Here is a 20,239-nt window from a genome sequence, read left to right on the forward strand (position 1 = left end):
AACCGTTCGCGCTGTGGACAACCCCGGCTCGCGCGGCCGCGCGTGTCGGTGCCCCGTGAGAGGCTGGAACCCGGGGCCGGAGGCCGGCCCCCGGGTTCGGTCAGCGCAGGTCCAGCCCCAGGTCGAGCGCGGCCGCCGAGTGCGTCAGCGCACCGACCGACAGGTAGTCGACACCGGTGTCCGCGTAGACGCGGGCGTCCGCGATCTTGAGGCCGCCCGACACCTCCAGCTTCGTCACCGCGCCAAGGTCGGCGACCCGACGGACCGCCGTGGCGCAGTCTTCCGGCGTGAAGTTGTCCAGCAGCACCAGTTCCGCCTTCTCGGCGAGGGCCTCGTCGAGCTGGTCGAGGCTGTCGACCTCCACCTCGCACGGCAGGTCCGGCGCCCGGTCGCGGGCCGCGCGCAGCGCAGCGGCCACCGAGCCCGCCGCGGCGACGTGGTTGTCCTTGATGAGGACCGCGTCGCCGAGGCCGAGGCGGTGGTTGACGCCGCCGCCGCAGCGGACCGCGTACTTCTCCAGCAGGCGCAGGCCCGGCAGCGTCTTGCGGGAGTCGCGGATCGCGACCCCGGTGCCCGCGACCGCCTCGACCCACTCGGCCGTCGCCGTCGCCACGCCGGACAGGTGGCACAACAGGTTCAGCGCGGTGCGTTCCGCCGTGAGCAGCGCGCGGACCGGGGCACGCACCACCAGCACGTCGTCGCCCGGCCGCACCCGGGCGCCGTCCGCCATGGTGGACAGCACCTCGTAGTCGCCGATCACCTCGTCGAACACGGCCCGTACCGCGGGGAGCCCGGCCACGACGCCGAACGCGCGCGGGGCGATCGTCGCCGTCGCGACCGCGTCCTCGGGGACCGTCGCCGCCGTCGTCGCGTCCGGGCCGTAGCGCAGGTCCTCCGCCAGCGCGGTCTTCACCACGCGGTCGAGGTCGTCCTCGTCGATCATGCCGCTCCCCTCGCCATCGCCGGTTCCGCGATCATCGGCTGGCCCGACGGCGTCAGGCGCACCGTCAGGCTGCGCGCCCATTCCGTTGTGGTGGCCGGGAAATCGTCACGCACGTGGCAGCCGCGGGACTCCTCGCGGGCGGCGGCCGCCGCGATCAGCGCCCTGGCCGTCAGCGTCAGCGCCGCGTCCTCCACCAGCTCGCGGGTCGACAGTGGACGGTCCACAGCGGACACGTCCAGCACCGAGCCGACCACCGCCAGCCCCTCCGCGTCCCGGCCGATCGCGGCGTAGCGGCTCATCACCCGCTGCAGCGTGTCGCGGTCGGCGACGGGCACGGTCGGCACCGGCTGGCACGCCGCCAGCCGCCGCTCGGACGGCACGCCCAGAGCGAGGTCCGCCGCGACGGACTCCGCCGCCCGGGTGCCGACGACCAGACCTTCCAGCAAGCTGTTGGACGCCAGCCGGTTCGCGCCGTGCAGACCGGTCCGCGCCACCTCCCCGGCCGCGTACAGACCGGCCACCGCCGTCCGGCCGTCCACAGTGGTCACCACGCCGCCGCACGAGAAGTGCGCGGCCGGGGCCACCGGGATCGGCGCCACCGACGGGTCGACACCCACCGTGAGGCACGCCGCCAGCACGGTCGGGAACCGGCGCCGGAACTCCGCCGCGGTCAGGTGTGTCGTGTCCAGGTACACGTGGTCGTCGCCGAGCGCGGCCATGCGCCGGGTGATCGCCGCGGACACCACGTCGCGCGGCGCCAGGTCCTCCTGCGGGTGCACCCCGGCCATCACGCGGTCGCCGCGCGCGTCGACCAGCACCGCGCCCTCGCCGCGCACGGCCTCGGTCACGAGCGGGCAGCGTCCCCGCGCGCCGGAACCGGTGTACAGCACGGTCGGGTGGAACTGCACGAACTCCAGGTCCGCCACGGGCGCGCCGGACCGCAGCGCGAGCGCGATGCCGTCCGCGGTGGCGACGGACGGGTTCGACGTGGCCTGGTAGAGCTGGCCCAGCCCGCCGGTCGCGAGCAGCACCGCCGGTGCCACGAGGATTCCCGGCACACCGTTCGCGTCGAGCACGAGCAGCCCGGTGACCTCGCCTGCCGGGGTGCGCAGCGTGTCGACCGCCGTGTGGTGCTCCAGCATCGGCACGCGCCCGTCCCGCGAGGCGGTGACCAGTGCCCGCTCGACCTCCGCACCGGTCGCGTCGCCGCCCGCGTGCACCACGCGGAACGCGGTGTGCCCGCCCTCGCGGGTCCTGGCGAGCCGGTCACCGTCGGGGACGTCACGGTCGAACTCCGCGCCCAGCGCCTGGAGCCTGCGCACCGCGGCGGGACCGGCGCCGATGATCCGCGACGTGGCCACCGGGTCGCACAGGCCGACACCGGCGACGAGCGTGTCGTCGACGTGCCGCGCGACCGAGTCGGCCTCGATGTCGCCGAGCACGACCGCGACGCCGCCCTGCGCCCAGCGGGTGTTGCCGCCGTCGGCCGCGTCCTTGGTGACGACGAGGACGTTCAGGCCCAGCTCACGGGCACGCAGCGCGGCGGTCAGCCCGGCCACCCCGGTGCCGACGACCACCAGGTCGGCGCGCGCCTCCCAGCACGGGCTGGTCACTCGCCACCGCCGGGCTTGCCGATCTCGATCATCCGCTGCACGGCACCCCGCGCGCGGGCCGCGGTCTCCACGTCCACGTGCACCTCGTCCTTGTTCTCGCGCAGCGCGCGGAGCAGGGCCGCCGGGGTGATCATCTTCATGTACCGGCAGGAGGCGCGGTCGTTCACCGCGCTGAACTCGATCTCCGGGGCGGCGCGGCGCAGCTGGTGCAGCATGCCGATCTCGGTCGCCACGAGCACGGACTTCGCCGAGGTGGCGCGGGCCTGCGTGACCATGTCGCCGGTCGAGAGGATCTTGACCTGCGCGCTCGGCACGATGCCCTCGCCCGCGAGGTAGAGCGCCGAGGTGGCGCACCCGCACTCGGGGTGGATGAACAGGTCCGCGTCGGGGTTCGCGGCGGCGCGCTCGGCCAGCTCGGGGCCGTTGATGCCGGCGTGGACGTGGCACTCGCCCGCCCAGATGTGCAGGTTGTCGCGGCCGGTCTCGCGCTTGACGTGCGCGCCGAGGAACTGGTCCGGCAGGAACAGGACCTCCTGGTCGGCGGGGATCGAGCGGACCACGTCGACGGCGTTGGAGGACGTGCAGCAGATGTCGGTCTCGGCCTTCACGTCCGCGGTCGTGTTCACGTACGACACGACGACCGCGCCCGGGTGCTCGGCCTTCCATTCCCGCAGCTGGTCGGCGGTGATGGAGTCGGCGAGGGAGCAGCCCGCGCGCGCGTCCGGGATGAGGACGGTCTTCTCGGGCGCCAGGATCTTCGCGGTCTCGGCCATGAAGTGCACGCCACAGAAGATGATCGTGGACGCGTCGCTGGCGGCCGCTATGCGGCTCAGTGCGAGCGAGTCGCCGGTGTGGTCGGCGATGTCCTGGATCTCCGGCAGCTGGTAGTTGTGCGCGAGCAGCACGGCGTCGCGTTCCTTCGCGAGCCTGCGCACCTCGTCGCGCCACGCCGAGTCGGGGTCGACCCCGGTGTATGGCGTGAGATCTTCCTCGAGCGTTGCGGCCACTGGTCCCTCCCTGGGCTACGGTCCGCCTGTCCGTTTCCTCTCCAGAGGTTTTCGCCTTAGGATCGAAAACATGCCCGATGTTACCACCGCGTTGCCGGTGGCCGACCACGAAGTACTGGCCGCGGTGCTCCAAGTGCGAGCGGGATCACTCCAGGTCCTGCTCTGGGAACGCGCTCAGGAACCACACGCGCACCGCTGGTCACTGCCGGGCGGACGGCTCGGCGCGACCGAGGACGTGGAGTCGTCGATCCGCCGCCAGCTCGAGGAGAAGGTCGACGTCCGGCAGTTGTCGCACGTCGAGCAACTCGCGGTGTTCAGCGCCCCGGAACGGGTGCCCGGCGAGCGGGTGGTCGCGTCGGCGTTCCTCGGGCTGGTGCCCTCCGACGTCGACCCGGCGCTGCCGCCGGACACGGCGTGGCATCCGGTCGATGCGCTCCCCCGCACCGCGTTCGACCACGAGTCCATCGTCCGTCGAGCGCGGGACCGGCTGCGGGCGAAGCTCTCGTACACGAACCTCGGGTTCGCACTCGCGCCGCCGACGTTCACGATCTCCGCGCTGCGGTCGCTGTACTCGGCGGCCCTCGGGTACAAGGTGTCGGCGACGAACCTGCAGCGGGTGCTGTCGCGCCGCGGTCTGCTCGAGCCGACCGGTGACACCGCGCCACCGGGAAAGGCGGGCGGTCGCCCGGCCGCGCTGTTCCGGTTCACCCAGCGGGGCATCGAAGTCACCGACCCCTTCGCGGTGCTCCGTCCGCCGAACCAAGCGAGAGGTGGCGCGGCGACCTAACCTTGGGTTCGTGCCCACGGGTCCGAAGCCATCGCCACCGACGCCGCTGCCGCTGTTCCCGCTGCAGACGGTGCTACTGCCCGGGGTGACACTGCCGCTGCACATCTTCGAGCCGCGCTACCGGCAGCTGACCGTCGACCTGATGACCGGTGCGGTACCGGAGAAGCGGTTCGGCGTGGTCGCGCTCGCGCCGTCGGCCGGGGTCGAGGTGACATCACTCGAACAGTTGAAACCGATCGGGTGCGCGGCGATCCTGCGCCAGGCGGCCCGGCTGCCGGACGGCCGCTTCGACGTCGTGACGCTCGGCGAGCACCGGTTCCGGCTGCTGTCGGTGGACCCGGAAGCGGCGCCGTACCTGATGGGCACGGTGGAGTGGCTGCCGGACGCACCGGCGATGATCCCCGGACGGCGCGCGGCCGACGACACGATCGACGCGCTGATCGAGTCGGCGCGGACGGCGTACCGGCGCTACTGCCGCGCGGCGTGGCAACAGGGCGACTGGACCGAGCCCGACGCGGACGTCGAGATGTCGGCGCTCGCACACCTGCTCGCCACGGACTGCCTGCTGCCACTGGAGGACCGGCAGCGCATCCTGGAGGAGACCCGGCCGCTGCACCGGCTGCGCCTGGTGACCCGGCTGCTGAACCGGGAGGCGGGCATCCTCGCCACGCTGCACGCGATCCCCGCTCCCCCGGCGGATCTGCGGCAGCAGGCGATCGAGAACTGACCCGCCTTCACGGCCGCGAAAGCGCGAGGAAAGCACGCTCCCGAGACTGCTTTCCATGGGAGAGACGTCATTCGCGCCGCAGGCGTTGCGGCGCATCGTCCGGCACATCGACGAGATGGCGTCGGGGCCGTACGCGCACGACGCGGCGACCGCGATGCGGCTCGACGTGCTGCGGCGGCGGGCGGCGGTTCGCGTCGAGGCCGCGGCGAGCGAACTCGCGGCGGCCGCCGAGGACCGGGCCGCGCCGTACGAGCTGCGGGCGCTCGCACGCGCGGTACGGGCAGGCCACGCGACGTGGGAGCAGTGCGTGACGGGGGCGGCCGACGACCTCCCCGAAGTCCGGGCGTGGCACGGGACGACCGGCCGCCAAGGCGAGGCACACGACGACGATGACGACTACATGGACCAGTCCCCGTTGCGGCGCGACTGACCAGGGGGAGAGAAGATGGCCGACGGCTTCGACGAACACCGGGACAAACTGGCGAATTTCGAGGATGACCTGGTCGACCTGTGTTACGACATCATCGACGCCAGCTACGACACCGGTAACGCCTACACCGCGACGTTGCCGGACGTGCTCACCGGGAAGTACGCCGCACCCGCGGACTACATCCAGCAAGTCCAGCAGGCGAACCCGACTCCGACACCGAGCGACTTCGACACCGAAGAGTTCAACCACGCGACCTTCCGCGACGACATCTCCGACCTCGCCCAGGTCGAGCTGCCGATCTTCCTGGACGGCGGCGCGGATCCGGCCCAGTTCGACGAGGTCGTCGCGCGGCTCGGCCGGGCGTCCCAGCAGCTCGACCTGGCCAGCGGTTACACCGGCCTCGAGGAACTGATCCTGCAGATCGAGAAATGGGAAGGCGACGCCGCGTACAACTTCCAGCGCAGCATCCTCCCGAGTTTCGGCATCTCGATCGTGCACCAGCTCGTCTTCATCGACGACCTCGTCGCGGCCGCGCTGTGCATCCGGGAGGTGATCCAGCGAACCCGGGCGGACGCGCTCGGGCTCGCGGAGGACCTGCTCAAGAAGATCGACCCGACCGTCGACACCAAGTTCGGCCTGGAATCGTTGTTGTGGGTCGCGGCCGCGATCGCAGGCGGTATCGCGGCCTTCGGCGCGGCGGGTCTGACGACCGCCGTGACGGTGGCGACCCGCGTCAGCTACTCGATCACCACCGCGTCCAGCGCACTGGGGAACGTCCAGAAGCTCAGTGGCGGAGAGGCGGGTGACCGCACCATCGACGGCTCCACCGCCTACGAGTTCATCCCGTCGTGCCTCGACCAGATCCAGAACGTCCTCAAGGCGGGCACCGCCGAGGCGGAGGCCGTCATGGCGGCCCTGAAGTCGGACCTGTCCGGCGACGGGCCCGACCTGATGTGCATCAGCAAGCCGAAGGTCATCGACGCCAAAGAGTCGATCATGGGGAACGCGGAGAACGAGGACTTCGCCCTGCTCGACGCGGAGAGCAAGGGCCAGGACTTCGTCGTGGACGCCATCGCGGACCTCCGGTACGCCGGGATCGTCACCCTGCCGACGATGGCGTACTACTTCGACAAGGCGTACGGCGAGGTGGCGAACCTCGGCTACCCGTTCGACGCGGGGATGGGGTCGGCCACGGTGGTCAGCGGCATCACGAGCCAGGTGGACGCGGCGATCGAGGCGCTGGCCACCGCCTTCCAGGACACCCGCGACTACCTGTACAACGCGGGCGTCGCCCTCAAGGACATCGCCGACACCTACTTCGAGGCCGAGTCGGACCACGAGGCGATGATGAACAACTTCAGCGCCCAGTTGGCGGAGTACGAGGACGGCGGCGCGCTCCCGGCGTACGCCCCGCAGGCCCCGAGCCCGAGCACGGATCGCTGAGCGCCGGTGCCACGAACGCAGCTACCGGCCCGCGCACCACTCGGCAGGCCGCGCGTTCGGCCTCGGTCAGTGCGCAGTCCGTGACGGCCGCGCCGAACGAGCGTCAGCCCAGGCGGCGGCCCAGGTCGTCCATGCCGTTCATGGCGGCGCACACGCCGTAGACCAGGGCCGTCGCCAGCGGCCAGAGCAGGATGGCCCACGCCGACTCGATCGCGGGCGGCACCGACACGATGTCCAGCGGCTTGACCGACGAGGGCGCGGGCCAGCGGCCGTCCGCCCACGCCTTGCCGACCGACATCGCGAGCCAGCCGCCCAGCGCACCACCCGCGGTGGCCGCCAGCATGACCACCGGGCCGCGGCGTTCCCGCAGGTACCAGACGGCGACCGCGGCCACGACGCCCGCCGCGAAGCACAGCAGCATGAAGATCACGAGCGCGTCGAAGCGGTGGTAGCTCTCGTCGGTCAGGTTCGCCGGCCTGCCGTCCTGCGTGATGACCTTCCGCTGCGGCGGCGCGAGCCGCGACCACAGCCAGCCGACGGCGAGGCCGAGCAGCGCGACCGTGGACAGCACGCTCACCGCGGGCAGCAGGTCACGCTTGATCACGACCCGCGGCACGGGCGGGCGCCACGCGTACTCGGGCGGCGGGTAGATCGGGTACTCGGGCCCCCGGTGCGGCGCTGCCTGCTCCCCGACCGGTTGTTCCGCCACGCCGACCTCCCGCTAGACCTTCCCGAGCCGGTACGGCCCGTAGCGAAAAGACTAGTACCCAGCGTCTACCGAAGAACGCTCACCGTGTCGGCTGCAGCGTGCCGACCACCCGGATGGCGTCACCTGCACGACCATGCGCCGCGCGCACTCCGGGCAGAACCGCGGCGGGTCGAGGGCCGCCTGGGCTCCCGAACACCGCGGGTGATCACCCTCGTCCGCGGGCAGGCCGCAGTGAACACAGAACATCGGCATCAGTGGTTCACTCCGCAAGCTCCACTCAGCACCACCGGTTCACTCCGCAAGCTCCACTCAGCACCACCGGTTCACTCCGCAAGCTCCGTTCAGCACCACCGGTTCACTCCGCAAGCTCCACTCACAAGTGCTCGCTCAGCGCCTTCACCGGCATCTTCAGGTCCGCCAGCATGTCCAGGTCCTGCTGCGCGGGGCGACCGAGGTTGGTCAGGTAGTTGCCGACGATGATCGCGTTGATGCCGCCCAGCATGCCCTGCTCGGCGCCGAGGTCACCGAGGGTGAGCTCACGGCCGCCGGCGAACCGCAGGATCGTGCGCGGCAGCGCGAGGCGGAACGCGGCGATGGTGCGCAGCGCGTCCTTGCCCTCGACGATCTCGTAGTTCTCGTACGGGGTGCCCGGCTGCGGGATCAGGAAGTTCATCGGCACCTCGTGCGGGTCCAGCTCACCCAGCTGGGCGGCGAACTCGGCACGCTGCTCGATGGTCTCCCCCATGCCGATGATGCCGCCGCAGCACACCTCCATGCCCGCCGCGTGGACCATCTTCAGCGTCTCCCAGCGCTCCTCCCACGAGTGCGTGGTGACGACGTTCGGGAAGTGCGAGCGGGCGGTCTCGAGGTTGTGGTTGTAGCGGTGCACACCCATCTCGACCAGCTCGTCGACCTGGGCCTGCGTGAGCATGCCCAGTGAGCAGGCGATCTGGATGTCGTTGCCGTCCTCGCGGATGGCCTTGATGCCGTCCCGCACCTGTGACAGCAGGCGCTTGTCCGGGCCGCGCACGGCGGCGACGATGCAGAACTCGCTGGCACCGGTCTCCACGGTCTCCCGCGCGGCCTTGACCAGGCCGGGGATGTCCAGCCACGCCGAGCGCACCGGGGACGGGAACTGGCCGGACTGCGAGCAGAAGTGGCAGTCCTCGGGGCAGCCGCCGGTCTTGAGGCTCACGATGCCCTCGACCTCGACCTCGGGACCGCACCAGCGCATCCGCACCTCGTGTGCGAGGGCGAGCAGCTCGGGAATGCGGTCGTCGTCGATCCTGAGGATCTCGAGGAGCTGCTCCTCATCGAGGCCGGTACCGCGTTCGAGGACCTGCTCCCGGGCGGCGGCGATGGGGTCGGTCACCGACTCGGTCCCGGTCCGTTCGGCAGCTGCGGTCACGGTGCCTCCATGTTCGTCGTCAGGCGCGTTGATCCGCTTCAGTCTGCCCCACGACTCCGGCCATCGGACGCGATGTATGTCACGCGCGCGAGTGACCCCTCAGGCGGCGTGCTCGGCCGCGAACCCGCTGGCGTCGAACTCGCCACCCAGTGACGGGCCGAGCGAGCGGATCGCCATGGCGAGGAACTTCGGCCTGGTCAGCGCGCCCGCCCCGGCGGGGACGGCGCCGACGAGCGGTGCGTCGGCGGCGGCCGGGATGTCGTCGAGGTTGCAGCGTGCCGCGAGGTCCGGATCGGCGGGCCAGGAGCCCACCACGACCCCGGCGCACTCGATGCCCCGGCGTCGCAGCGCCTCGGCGGTCAGAGCCGTCTCGTTGAGGGTCCCGAGCCCGGCGTTCGCGACGATCAGCACCGGCGCGGCCGCGGACCAGGCGACGTCGGCAAGAGTGCCGCCCTGGTCGTCCATGCGGACCAGGAGCCCGCCCGCACCCTCCACCAGCACCAGGTCGTGGCCGCGGGACAGCTCGACGGCGGCCGCGGCGGCCTGCTTGGGGGTGACGGGCATGATCCCGGCGCGGCGGGCGGCCGTCGCGGGGGCGAGCGGATCGGGAAAGCGGGCCAGCTCCCAGGTGGTGACGTCGGGGCCGGCGAGGCGCGTGACCTCGTCGACGTCTCCCGGCTCCCCTGGCTCAAGTCCGGTCTGCGCCGGTTTCAGCACCGCCACGCTGCGCCGTTTCGAGAGCGCGAGCGCGGCCACGGCCGCCGTCACGACCGTCTTCCCGACTCCGGTACCGGTTCCCGTGAGCACCATGAAACTCACGAGGCGTCAGGCTAGACCCCCGCGGTCTCGTCGATCTCAACCGCCCTGTCGATAGGGTCGCCGCATGGGCTGGCAGTACGCCCTCACGGTGCACGACGAGCCGTGGGGCCATGGCGACGGGATCGACGGCCTGTTCGAGGGCGTCGGCGAGGTGGTGTTGCGGCGGCTGGCCGTGCGCGGGGCGGTGGCCGGGCGGCTCGTCGACGTCGGCACCCGCAAGACGCGCCGCCAGGACGCGCGGCTGACGCTGCTGCTGCCGTCGGGCGAACCGGCGGGAACGTACGACCTGACCGGCTTCCTGCCGACCGCGGTGCGGATGTCGCCGGGCACACCCGGCCTGGTGGACCTGACCATACGTGCGTATCGCGACGTCCGGGAAGGCGCCGAGGCCGTGTGGGAACTGGTGCGGACGGGACGGCTGGACCGGCCGGGACTGTGGCGCTCGTACGGTCGGCGGGCGTGGCTGTCGGTGGCGCTCAACCGCCGGGTTCGCGGGCAGGCAGACGTGCTGGACGGCCGCGATGTCGTGGACGTCGACGCGTTCTACTGCGCACTGGGCGAGGCCGTGAACGGGCCGGGCGGGTACTACGGGTGGAACCTGGACGCGATGGCGGACTGTCTGCGCGGCGGTTTCGGCGCGACGCCGCCGTTCACGTTGCGGTGGCAGGACTCGTCGGTGGCGCGACAGCGACTGCCGGAGTTCGAGACGGTGCTGACGATCCTCCGCGAAGGCGGCGTCGACGTGCGGCTTTCGTAGCGCGGTTGGCCTCCGGCCCCCGGTTGCCAGCCTACGGGAGGGCACCGACGAGGGGCGGACGCGCGGGCGGAGTTGTCCACAGCCGATCGTGTTGTCCACAGGAACGGCTCCACGGCCCGGTCCCTGTCGGTCCTGTGCCGTAGCGTGGTTCGAGGGGGCCGGAGGCCACGCCGGTCCGGCACATCCGGTCATGCCGCGGGAGAAAGTGCACGTCGCCGTGACCGGCGGTCCGGCCACCAGCTTCGGCATCGTGGCGGAGCCGCTGGACGATGACCGGGTCCGGTTGCCGAGGGCGACAGGTGCTCCTGGCCAGGTTCGTCCACGCCGCGTTTCCGGCGCGGCACACTAGCCCGCGCGCGCCGCGGCCAGCACGCCGTCCGTGATCCGCGCCAGGTCGTCCGGTTCCGTGACATACGGCGGCATCGTGTAGATCAGGTCCCGGAACGGGCGCAGCCACACGCCTTCCGCCACCACCGCCGCCGTCGCCGCGGCCATGTCCACCTCGTGGTCCAGCTGCACCACGCCGATCGCGCCGAGCACCCGCACGTCCCGCACCCCCGGCAGCGACCGCGCCGGCGCGAGTCCTTCCGCGAGGCCCTTCTCGATACGCGTGACCTGCCCCTGCCAGTCCTGCGACACCAGCAGGTCGATCGACGCGTTCGCCACCGCCGAGGACAGCGGGTTGCCCATGAACGTCGGGCCGTGGGCCAGGACCGGGACCTCGCCGCGCGAGATGCCCTCCGCCACCGCGGGCGTGCACAAGGTCGCGCCCATCGACAGGTAGCCGCCGGTCAGCGCCTTGCCGACGCACATCACGTCCGGCGCCACCGAAGCCTGGTCCGCCGCGAACAGCGTGCCCGTGCGGCCGAAGCCGGTCGCGATCTCGTCGAAGATCAGCAGCACGTCGTACGCCAGGGTCAGCTCACGCAGCACGTGCAGGTAGCGCGGGTCGTGGAACCGCATGCCGCCCGCGCCCTGCACGACCGGCTCCACGATCACCGCGGCCAGTTCGTCCGCATGGGACTCCAGCAACGAAGACAGGTGTGCCACGTAGTCGTGCTCGAACGCGGCGGGCGGCGCGTCCGCGAACACCTGCGGTGGCAGCACACCCCGCCACAGGCTGTGCATCCCGCCGTCCGGGTCGCACACGCTCATCGGCTGGAACGTGTCGCCGTGGTACCCGCCGCGCCACGTCATCAGCCGCCGCTTCTCCGGCCTGCCGAGCGACCGCCAGTACTGCAGCGCCATCTTCACCGCCACCTCGACGGACACCGAACCGGAGTCGCACAGGAACACGTGCTCCAGCTCACCGGGCGTGATCTCCGCCAGCTTCGTGGCCAGCCGCACCGCCGGTTCGTGCGTGAGGCCGCCGAACATGACGTGGCTCATCCGGCCCGCCTGGTCCGCCAAAGCCCCGTCCAGCACGGGGTTCCGGTACCCGTGGATCGCCGCCCACCACGACGACATGCCGTCGACCAGCTCCCGCCCGTCCGCGAGCCGCAGCCGCACCCCGGATGCCGACTCGACCACCAACGGGTCGACCAGCCCCGGCATCGGGCCGTACGGGTGCCAGACGTGCGCGCGGTCGAGGGCGACGAGATCGGTGGTCACGCCTGGAGGCTAGTGCTATGTCCACCGACGTTTGCCGGGTCCTCCGGCGGGTCCGGCCAAGCCGACGGTGATCGCCGTACCGGGACGGGGCTGGTGTGCCGTGAAAGGCGCGTTCGGGACATCGCCGGTGTTGTGAAAGGCGCGTTGAGGGCGTTGAGCGCTCTGAAAGCGCCTTTCACAGCATGGCCAATGCCGTGAAAGCGCCTTTCACAGCACAACGGGACGTCGCGAGGGTGCGGGAGACGCCGGGGGCGCCGGGGGGCGCAAGCCCCACACCACACCCGAGGCTGCCTGCCATCCCAGAGACCTGCCCCTCCGGCGAGGAGCCGCCGGAGGCAAACCCGCCCGGCGAGAACATCCGGCGAGGGCAAACCAGGTCGCCGGGTCGCCGCCTAGACCACCTGGAGCACGATCTTTCCTTGGGCGCGGCCGGTTTCGCCGCGTTCGTGCGCCTTGGCGGCGTCCCGCAGGGGGAACACGGAGTCGATCGCGACCGTGAGCTGTCCCTTCTCGACGAGGTCGACGAGCGCGAGCAGGCCGGCGTGGTCGGGTTCGACGAGGAGGAAGTCGTCGCCGGGGGTGAGCGCGATGTAGGTGCCGCCGGGGCGGAGGAGCGGGCGTGAGCGGGCGCTGTAGTCGCCGCCGATGGTGTCGAGGACGACGTCCAGGTCACCGGTCGCGGTGGTGAAGTCGGTGGTCCGGTAGTCGATCAGCTCGTCCGCCCCGAGTCCCGTGAGGAAGTCGTGCTTGGCCGCGCCTGCCGTGCCGACGACGTGCGCGCCGCGTGCCTTGGCGATCTGCACGGCGAGGTGACCCACCCCGCCCGCGGCCGCGTGGATGAGCACCCGCTGTCCTGCCCTGACGTTCGCGAAGTCCACAAGGGACTGCCAGGCGGTGAGCCCGGCGAGCGGCAGCCCCGCGGCGGTGACGTGGTCAAGGCCGGCGGGCTTGCGCGCGAAGTGCCGCGGCGGCGCCACGACGTACTCGGCGTAGGCGCCGGGTGGTGTGGGGAACAACGGCATGCCGAAGACCTCGTCGCCCGGCGCGTACATCCGCACGCCGGGACCGACGGCTTCGACGACGCCGGAGACGTCGTAGCCGGGGACGAACGGGCCGGGCCGGCCGAGGGTGGCGCCGCGGGCGCGTGCTTTCCAGTCGGTGGGGTTGACGCCCGCCGCGTGGACTTTGACGAGGATCTCGACAGGCCCGGGCTCCGGCCGGTCCAGTTCGATCTCCTCGAGGACGTCGGGGCCGCCCGCGCGCTGGGCCATGATCGCTCGCATGCGGTCCATCCTGTCCCGGGCGCGGCGCATCGGCCAGTGGCCCGGAGGCCACGGTGTGACAAGATCGGGCCATGCACCGGGTGGCGGTCCTCGCACTCGACGGGGTGATCCCGTTCGAGCTGAGCATTCCGTCGCGGATCTTCTGCTCCGCGACCACCGACGACGGCGCGCCGCTCTACGAGGTGGTGACGTGCACGGTCGACGGTGGCCCGGTGCGCACGGCGGCCGACTTCTCGATCTCGGTCGCCAACGACGCGTCGGTACTGGCGACGGCCGACACGGTGGTGATCCCGTCACCGACGTGGACCGGGTCGCTGTCGCCCGAGGCCGCGACGGCACTGGCATCGGTGCGGCCGGGAACGCGCATGGTGTCGATCTGTCTTGGCGCCTACGTACTCGCGGCGGCGGGACTGCTGAACGACCGCCCAGCGACGACACACTGGATGCACTCCGAGGAGTTCCAGGCGCGGTTCCCGCGCGTTCGGGTGAACGAGGACGTGCTGTTCGTCGACGACGGGGACGTGCTGACGTCTGCGGGTGCGGCGGCGGGCGTGGACCTGTGCCTGCACCTGGTGCGCCGCGACCACGGCAGCGCGGTGGCGAACGTGGTCGCGCGCCGGTGCGTGGTACCCCCGTGGCGGGACGGCGGGCAGGCGCAGTACGTGTCCCGCCCGGTACAGGAACCGGCGACGGCGACGACCGCATCGGCCCGGGAGTGGGCGCTGACGCGGCTGTCGGCGGTGGTGGGGCTGGACGAGTGGGCGGCGCGGGCGGGGATGAGCAGGCGGACGTTCACGCGCCGCTTCCGCGACGAGGTCGGGCTGAGCCCCGGGCAGTGGCTGACGCGGCAGCGGGTCGAACTGGCACGGGACCTGCTGGAGACGACCGAGCTGCCGGTCGACGCGGTGGCCGAGCAGGCGGGATTCGGTACGGCCGCGGCGATGCGCCACCACCTGCGGACCGCGGTGGGCACGTCCCCGCTGAGTTACCGGCGCACGTTCCACGCGAGCTGAGCCGGTGGAGCCGGCACTGGAAGTCGCTGTAGGAGAGTCACCTGTGCCCGGGTTGGCCTCCGGCCCCCGGTTTCCAGCCTACGGCAGGGGACCGACAGTGGGCGGTCGCTAAGGGTCGGTTGTCCACAGGGCCGTTGGTAGTCCACAGGTTCGCCGCCTGCGGCCACGTTTTGTCGGTGGTGTCCGGTAGCGTGGTTCGAGGGGGCCGGAGGCCACGCCGGTGTTACGACACGACCAGGATCGGTGTTACGGCAGGATCAGGATCGCGTCGCCCACGGGGCGTTCGCCCGCGGCGTCCGATGGTTTGTTGATCACCTGGTTGTTGGTGACCATCGTGGTGGAGCCGCCGCCGTCGAGGTTGATCGCGTCGTGCATGCCCAGTGCTTGTGCCACTGCCGCGCTTTCCGCTATCGACAGGCCGAGGCTTGCCGTGCTGCGGCCGTCGATCGTGGCGAGCAGGATGCGGCCCCGGCTGTCGACGCCCGCGATCGTGCGCGGGTTTCGCTTCTGAACCCAGCCGTAGTAGAAGCTCGGGTCGTTCGGGCGCACCATGCCGTCCGTCGCCGGGGTGGCGTGTCGCCTGCCGTCGCGGACCAGTTCCGGACCGCCGTTCAGCACGTAGTCGCCGGTGCGGCCGCGCAGCTTGCTCGTGATGGTCACCTTGGGGCCGAGGGTCCGTAGCTCGTCGGCTGTCGCGCCGGTGGCCTGCAGTGAGCGGGCGCCCGCAGGCAGTGGGCCGCCCCTCGGTTCGCGGACCGTCGTGGCCCGGTTCTTCTTGTCCACCAGTACTTCCACGCCCGGGCCCGCCGGGGTGTTCGTGCCGTAGCCGTTGGTGAACAGGACCAGCTCGTCCTGGTCGGTGCACGTCGTGTCGTGGAGCGGGCGGTTCGTGGGCTGGTCGCCGGTGCCGCCGCAGTTGCGGATCAGGCCCGGCACGCGGTTGACACCGTCCAGCACCAGCGTCCGATGTCCACTTCGGACGGTTCCGGTCCAGGTGTGGCGTGCCACGTCCGCGTGCCGGCCGTCGGCGGAGAATACGAAGGCGGGGCGGCCGTTGGTGGCCTCGCTCAGCAGCCGGTCGCCGTACACGCCGACGCCTGCCGGGTCGCCGGGAGCGCCCGCGGCCGGGTCCAGCACGAAGAAGCCCGCGTTCACGGCGGCCGTCGCACCCTTGGCCGCCGCGAGTGCGCTGGTGGTCTCGCGGCGCTCGAGGTCCGGTCCGAAGTCGCCGACGAGGTCCCCGTCGAACTCGCGCGGGTCGATGGTCAGCACCCGCACCGCCCACGGGCCGCGGTCGGTGCCGTCTCCGTCCCAGCCGGTGAACACAGTGGACGCGGTGAACTTCGCCGCGCGGATGGCGGCGAGCGCGGCGTCGGCGGCGGCCTTGGTGTCGTGGTCGCCGACGCGAACGCGGAAGCCGAGGGTGCCACCGGGGAAGTCGGCCAGCCGGGGCGTCGTGACCTCCTCGACCCGCGGCGTGAACCCGGCGGCGGTGAGCGCGGTGGCCAGTTCGTCCGCGTGCACCCGGTCGGACACGGCGGTCGGGGGCGTGTCGGGGTCCGGCGAGCCGCTGCCGCCCGGGATCGCGACCTCCACCGTCCAGGTGTTCGCGGGATCCGGCGCACCACGGACGATCGTGGTCAGCGTGACCCCTGGCTGCAACGTCTGCACCGAGCGGCTCTCCGGCAGGTCCCGGGGCCCCAGCGGAAGCCCCCGATCATGCGCGGCCGCCGCCTGCGGCACGTGCAACGTGGCGGCGAGCAGGGCGACTCCGGCCAGCACGGCCGACTTCCTCGTCCACATGTGACATCCCGTTCTGCGTCAGCGGTGCGCACAACGTACCCCGCGACCGGCGGCCATTCGCTGAACCGGAAAGGTTGCCGGGCTGAACAGTCGGTTCGGACGCCGTCGACCGCGGCTCGTCAGGCGTCGACCGCCACCCCGGGGATTGCCTTGATCTCGCCCAGGAAAGCTGGGCTCACCTTGATCGGGTAGTCGTCCAGGGCGAGGGTTATGCCGTTTTCCTTGTGGGCGAACTTGAGGTGTACCGGGGTGTCGCCGCGGTGGGCGGACAGGGTGTTCTTCAGCTCGCCCACCACCTCGTCGTTCAGTTTCACCGGGTTGCACAGCAGGATGAACGGGGCCTCTTCGCCGGGGGCGGCCAGGTCGGCATCGGTGATGTCCAGCGGGATCAGGCCAGAGCCGAAGACCGACATCTTGTCCTCGCGCCAGTTCACGCGGCCCTTGACCGCCACCGCCGCGTCCTCCACCAGGTCCTGTGAGAGGACCGAGTAGCTCTTGGCGAAGAACAGGACCTCGATCGAGGCGTCCAGGTCCTCGATCGTGCAGATGCACCATGGTTCGCCTTGCTTGTTCACTCGGCGTTCCATCGCGGAGATCATGCCCGACAGGACGATCTCGCCTTCCTTGGGCGGGTTGTCCAGGATGTCGGCGATCGCCTTCGGGGCGTGTTTGCGCAGCAGGCGTTCCGCGCCGTCCAGCGGGTGGGCCGACACGTACAGGCCCAGCATTTCCCGTTCGTAGGCGAGGAGTTGCTTGCGGGGCCACTCGTCGGGGGTGAACTTCAGGTGGGCCAGTGGGCTCGAGTCGCTCGACGGTGTGTCGGACTCGTCGTCGCCGAAGCCGAAGAGGTCGAACTGCCCCATGGCTTCCTGGCGCTTCAGGCCGACCACGGCCTCGATCGCTTCCTCGTGCGCCTGCACCAGGGACAGGCGGGTGTGGCCCAGCGAGTCGAAGCCGCCCGCCTTGATCAGCGACTCCACGACGCGCTTGTTGCAGACCACCAGCTCCGACTTGTCGAGGAAGTCGGTGAAGCTCGTGTACTTGCCCTTCGCCTCGCGGGTCTTGATGATCGACTCGACCACGTTGGCGCCCACGTTGCGGACCGCACCCATGCCGAAGCGGATGTCGGTGCCGACCGCGGCGAAGCGCAGGCTCGACTCGTTGACGTCCGGTGGCAGCACCTTGATGCCCGAGCGGCGGCACTCGGACAGGTACACCGCGGACTTGTCCTTGTTGTCACCGACCGACGTGAGCAGCGCGGCCATGTACTCGGCCGGGTAGTTCGCCTTCAGGTACGCCGTCCAGTACGACACCAGGCCGTACGCGGCCGCGTGCGACTTGTTGAACGCGTACCCGGCGAACGGGAGGATCGTGTCCCACAGCGCCTTGATCGCGGCGGACGAGAACCCGCCCGGCCGCAGGTCGCTGGCCTTCATGCCGGCCTCGAAGCGCTCGAACTCCGCGTCGAGGACCTCCTGCTTCTTCTTGCCCATGGCCTTGCGGAGCACGTCCGCCTGTCCCATGGAGTAGCCCGCGACCTTCTGGGCGATGAACATGATCTGCTCTTGGTAGACGATCAGACCGTACGTCTCGCTCAGGATGTCCTTGAGCGGCTCTTCCAGCTCGGGGTGGATCGGCTTGATCTGCTGCCGCTTGTTCTTGCGGTCGGCGTAGTCGTTGTGCGCGTTCATGCCCATCGGGCCGGGGCGGTACAGCGCGCCGACCGCGACGATGTCCTCGAACCCGGTCGGCTGCATGCGCCGCAGCAGGTCACGCATGGGGCCACCGTCCAGCTGGAACACACCGAGCGTGTCACCCTTGGACAGCAGCTTGTAGGTGTTCTTGTCCTCCAGGTGGAGCCGGTCGAGGTCGATGTCCTCGCCCCGGTTGGACTTGATGTTGTCGATCGCGTCGCCGATGACGGTCAGGTTCCGCAGCCCGAGGAAGTCCATCTTCAGCAGGCCGATGGCCTCGCACGACGGGTAGTCCCAGCCGGTGATGATCGAGCCGTCGTCGCGCTGCCACAGCGGGATGGACTCCATCAGCGGGCTCTTCGAGAGGATGACCGCACAGGCGTGCACGCCCGCGTTGCGGATCAGGCCCTCCAGCCCGCGGGCGGTCTCGAAGATCTTGCCGACCTCGTTGTCGGTCTCGATCAGCGCGCGGACCTCGGCCGCCTCTTTGTACCGCTCGTGCTTGGGGTCGACGATGCCCGACAGCGGGATGTCCTTCGCCATGATCGGCGGCGGCAGCGCCTTGGAGATCCGGTCGGCGATGGAGAAGCCGGGCTGGCCGTGGATGACGCGGGCCGAGTCCTTGAGCGCGGCCTTCGTCTTGATCGTGCCGAACGTGATGACCTGGGCGACCTTGTCCGAGCCGTACTTGTCGGTGGCGTAGGTGATCATCTCGCCACGCCTGCGGTCGTCGAAGTCGATGTCGATGTCGGGCATGGCGGTGCGCTCGGGGTTGAGGAACCGCTCGAACAGCAGGCCGTGCGGGATCGGGTCCAGGTTCGTGATGCCCAGCGCGTAGGCCACGAGCGAGCCGGCCGCCGAGCCACGGCCAGGGCCGACCCGGATGCCGACCTTGCGCGCGTAGGTGACGAGGTCGGCCACGACGAGGAAGTAGGCCGGGAAGCCCTTCTGGGTGATGACACCCAGCTCGAACTCGGCGCGGTCGACGTACCCGTCCGGGATGCCGTCGGGGAAACGCCAGTTCAGGCCGCGGATGACCTCCTTGTGCAGCCAGCTGCCCTGGGTCTCCCCCTCGGGCACGTCGAAGACCGGCATCCGGTCGACGTGCGCCCAGATCTCGTCGTAGGACTCGACGCGCTCGGCGATCAGCAGCGTCGCGTCGGCCGCGCCGGGGACCTCCCTGTCCCAGTACTCGCGCATGTCCTCGGCGGACTTCAGGTAGTAGCCGTCGCCGTCGAACTTGAACCGGTTGGGGTCGGACAGTGTCTTGCCCGACTGGACACACAGCAGCGCGGCGTGCGCCTCGGCCTGGTCCTTCGTCACGTAGTGCGAGTCGTTGGTCGCCAACGGCGGCAGGTCCATCTTGCGGGCGATGTCCAGCAGGCCCTCGCGTACCGACCGCTCGATCGGCAGGCCGTGGTCCATCAGCTCGAGGAAGAAGTTCTCCCTGCCGAAGATGTCCCGGTAGTCGGACGCCGCCTGGAACGCCTCCGCGGTCTGACCGAGCCGCAGCCTGGTCTGGACCTCGCCGGACGGGCACCCGGTGGTGGCGATGATGCCCTCTGCGTACTCCGCGATCAGCTCGCGGTCCATCCTCGGCTTGCGGTAGTAGCCCTCCATGCTCGCGCGCGACGACAGCGTGAACAGGTTCCGCAGGCCCGTCGCGTTGCCGGCGAGCATGGTCATGTGCGTGTACGCACCGCCACCGGAGATGTCGCCGCCCTCGCCCAGCTCGTCGCTGCTGCGCTGCCGCGCCTCGCCCCAGAAGACCGGCTTCTTGTGGTAGCGGCTCGCGGGCGCGATGTAGGCCTCGATGCCGATGATCGGCTTGATCCCGGCCTTGCGCGACTCCTGGTAGAACTGGTCGGCGCCGTACATGTTGCCGTGGTCGGTCATGCCGACCGCCGGCATGCCGAGGCGCTTGGCCTCGGCGAACAGCGGCGCGACCTTGGCGGCGCCGTCGAGCATCGAGTACTCGGTGTGCACATGGAGATGAACGAACGAATCAGCCGCCACGAGGCACCACCCTACGACGAGATCTCGGTGGTCCGGCAGAGCCCTCGGCGGCGTGTCTCGCGCTGTGTGTGCATGCCCTCGTTCTACCGCCGGACACCGACAATTCGCGGAGCTCGCGGAGCGAATCAGCGGACAGTTCGCGGAGCTTGCGGAGCGGTTCAGCGGACAGTTCGCGG

General features: G+C 70.9%; 17 protein-coding genes. 6 read left to right on the top strand and 11 right to left on the bottom strand.

The features are described 5' to 3' along the window. Positions 1-100: 100 nt before the first annotated feature. The 3 genes from nadC to nadA are packed head-to-tail and all read right to left on the bottom strand — an operon-like array spanning position 101 to position 3,563. Positions 101-943: a carboxylating nicotinate-nucleotide diphosphorylase gene (gene nadC / locus FHR82_RS32120; RefSeq protein WP_184814350.1), complete on the bottom strand. Its 843-nt coding sequence runs from the start codon at positions 941-943 to the stop codon at positions 101-103. Then, positions 940-2,556 (bottom strand): L-aspartate oxidase, encoded by a 1,617-nt coding sequence (locus FHR82_RS32125; protein ID WP_184814351.1) that lies wholly within the window; start codon positions 2,554-2,556, stop codon positions 940-942. Before FHR82_RS32125 ends, nadC begins: the two co-directional genes overlap by 4 nt. Continuing rightward, positions 2,553-3,563, bottom strand: coding sequence for a quinolinate synthase NadA (gene nadA / locus FHR82_RS32130; protein WP_184814352.1), 1,011 nt, complete (start codon positions 3,561-3,563; stop codon positions 2,553-2,555). Before nadA ends, FHR82_RS32125 begins: the two co-directional genes overlap by 4 nt. A gap of 70 nt (positions 3,564-3,633) precedes the next feature. Here nadA and FHR82_RS32135 point away from each other — a divergent pair, with 70 nt between their 5' ends. Genes FHR82_RS32135 through FHR82_RS32150 form a run of 4 tightly spaced genes read left to right on the top strand, consistent with a single transcriptional unit; the run spans position 3,634 to position 6,950 of the window. Beyond that, entirely contained in the window at positions 3,634-4,350 is a 717-nt protein-coding gene (locus FHR82_RS32135; protein WP_184814353.1) for an NUDIX hydrolase, read from the top strand. Between the two features lie 10 nt (positions 4,351-4,360). Continuing rightward, the gene (locus FHR82_RS32140; protein WP_184814354.1) at positions 4,361-5,077 is read left to right on the top strand and encodes an LON peptidase substrate-binding domain-containing protein; all 717 of its coding nucleotides are present in this window, start codon (positions 4,361-4,363) and stop codon (positions 5,075-5,077) included. A gap of 55 nt (positions 5,078-5,132) precedes the next feature. Then, positions 5,133-5,507: a hypothetical protein gene (locus FHR82_RS32145; RefSeq protein WP_184814355.1), complete on the top strand. Its 375-nt coding sequence runs from the start codon at positions 5,133-5,135 to the stop codon at positions 5,505-5,507. 15 nt (positions 5,508-5,522) lie between these two features. Further along, a complete protein-coding gene (locus FHR82_RS32150) occupies positions 5,523-6,950 on the top strand; it encodes a hypothetical protein (protein WP_184814356.1) in 1,428 nt (475 codons plus the stop codon). Between the two features lie 103 nt (positions 6,951-7,053). Here FHR82_RS32150 and FHR82_RS32155 read toward each other — a convergent pair whose 3' ends face one another. From FHR82_RS32155 to bioD, 4 genes are all read right to left on the bottom strand, one after another. Further along, positions 7,054-7,659: a DUF2567 domain-containing protein gene (locus FHR82_RS32155; RefSeq protein WP_184814357.1), complete on the bottom strand. Its 606-nt coding sequence runs from the start codon at positions 7,657-7,659 to the stop codon at positions 7,054-7,056. 51 nt (positions 7,660-7,710) lie between these two features. Then, positions 7,711-7,905 (bottom strand): biotin synthase auxiliary protein BsaP, encoded by a 195-nt coding sequence (gene bsaP / locus FHR82_RS46650; protein WP_225945265.1) that lies wholly within the window; start codon positions 7,903-7,905, stop codon positions 7,711-7,713. A gap of 127 nt (positions 7,906-8,032) precedes the next feature. Further along, a complete protein-coding gene (gene bioB, locus FHR82_RS32160) occupies positions 8,033-9,067 on the bottom strand; it encodes a biotin synthase BioB (protein WP_184814358.1) in 1,035 nt (344 codons plus the stop codon). Between the two features lie 99 nt (positions 9,068-9,166). Continuing rightward, a complete protein-coding gene (gene bioD / locus FHR82_RS32165; RefSeq protein WP_184814359.1) occupies positions 9,167-9,886 on the bottom strand; it encodes a dethiobiotin synthase in 720 nt (239 codons plus the stop codon). Between the two features lie 64 nt (positions 9,887-9,950). On the opposite strand from bioD, the gene FHR82_RS32170 reads away from it, so the two are divergent. Continuing rightward, on the top strand, positions 9,951-10,643 hold the full coding sequence (locus tag FHR82_RS32170; protein ID WP_184814360.1) for a barstar family protein: 693 nt from the start codon (positions 9,951-9,953) through the stop codon (positions 10,641-10,643). 345 nt (positions 10,644-10,988) lie between these two features. Here FHR82_RS32170 and FHR82_RS32175 read toward each other — a convergent pair whose 3' ends face one another. Together FHR82_RS32175 and FHR82_RS32180 are read right to left on the bottom strand one after the other, a co-directional pair. Then, positions 10,989-12,254 (bottom strand): adenosylmethionine--8-amino-7-oxononanoate transaminase, encoded by a 1,266-nt coding sequence (locus FHR82_RS32175; RefSeq protein WP_184814361.1) that lies wholly within the window; start codon positions 12,252-12,254, stop codon positions 10,989-10,991. 392 nt (positions 12,255-12,646) lie between these two features. Continuing rightward, on the bottom strand, positions 12,647-13,537 hold the full coding sequence (locus FHR82_RS32180; RefSeq protein WP_184814362.1) for an NADP-dependent oxidoreductase: 891 nt from the start codon (positions 13,535-13,537) through the stop codon (positions 12,647-12,649). A 71-nt stretch (positions 13,538-13,608) separates the two neighbouring features. Between FHR82_RS32180 and FHR82_RS32185 the strand changes: the two genes are divergently transcribed. Next, entirely contained in the window at positions 13,609-14,550 is a 942-nt protein-coding gene (locus tag FHR82_RS32185; protein WP_184814363.1) for a GlxA family transcriptional regulator, read from the top strand. Between the two features lie 246 nt (positions 14,551-14,796). On the opposite strand, the gene FHR82_RS32190 is transcribed toward FHR82_RS32185, so the two are convergent. After that, the gene (locus tag FHR82_RS32190) at positions 14,797-16,353 is read right to left on the bottom strand and encodes a phosphodiester glycosidase family protein (protein ID WP_184814364.1); all 1,557 of its coding nucleotides are present in this window, start codon (positions 16,351-16,353) and stop codon (positions 14,797-14,799) included. Positions 16,354-16,472: 119 nt separating this feature from the next. Then, positions 16,473-20,063, bottom strand: coding sequence for a DNA polymerase III subunit alpha (gene dnaE, locus FHR82_RS32195; RefSeq protein WP_184814365.1), 3,591 nt, complete (start codon positions 20,061-20,063; stop codon positions 16,473-16,475). Between the last annotated feature and the right edge of the window lie 176 nt (positions 20,064-20,239).

The organism is Actinophytocola algeriensis, from assembly GCF_014203735.1.
In the GTDB taxonomy this organism is placed as follows: domain Bacteria; phylum Actinomycetota; class Actinomycetes; order Mycobacteriales; family Pseudonocardiaceae; genus Actinophytocola; species Actinophytocola algeriensis.

Bases quoted from the DNA above. Each gene is read 5' to 3' on its own strand.
- FHR82_RS32150 (WP_184814356.1), top strand. From the start codon at position 5,523: ATGGCCGACGGCTTCGACGAACACCGGGACAAACTGGCGAATTTCGAG.
- FHR82_RS32135 (WP_184814353.1), top strand. From the start codon at position 3,634: ATGCCCGATGTTACCACCGCGTTGCCGGTGGCCGACCACGAAGTACTG.
- FHR82_RS32170 (WP_184814360.1), top strand. From the start codon at position 9,951: ATGGGCTGGCAGTACGCCCTCACGGTGCACGACGAGCCGTGGGGCCAT.
- FHR82_RS32190 (WP_184814364.1), bottom strand. From the start codon at position 16,353: ATGTGGACGAGGAAGTCGGCCGTGCTGGCCGGAGTCGCCCTGCTCGCC.
- nadC (WP_184814350.1), bottom strand. From the start codon at position 943: ATGATCGACGAGGACGACCTCGACCGCGTGGTGAAGACCGCGCTGGCG.
- bsaP (WP_225945265.1), bottom strand. From the start codon at position 7,905: ATGTTCTGTGTTCACTGCGGCCTGCCCGCGGACGAGGGTGATCACCCG.
- FHR82_RS32180 (WP_184814362.1), bottom strand. From the start codon at position 13,537: ATGCGAGCGATCATGGCCCAGCGCGCGGGCGGCCCCGACGTCCTCGAG.
- FHR82_RS32185 (WP_184814363.1), top strand. From the start codon at position 13,609: ATGCACCGGGTGGCGGTCCTCGCACTCGACGGGGTGATCCCGTTCGAG.
- FHR82_RS32145 (WP_184814355.1), top strand. From the start codon at position 5,133: ATGGGAGAGACGTCATTCGCGCCGCAGGCGTTGCGGCGCATCGTCCGG.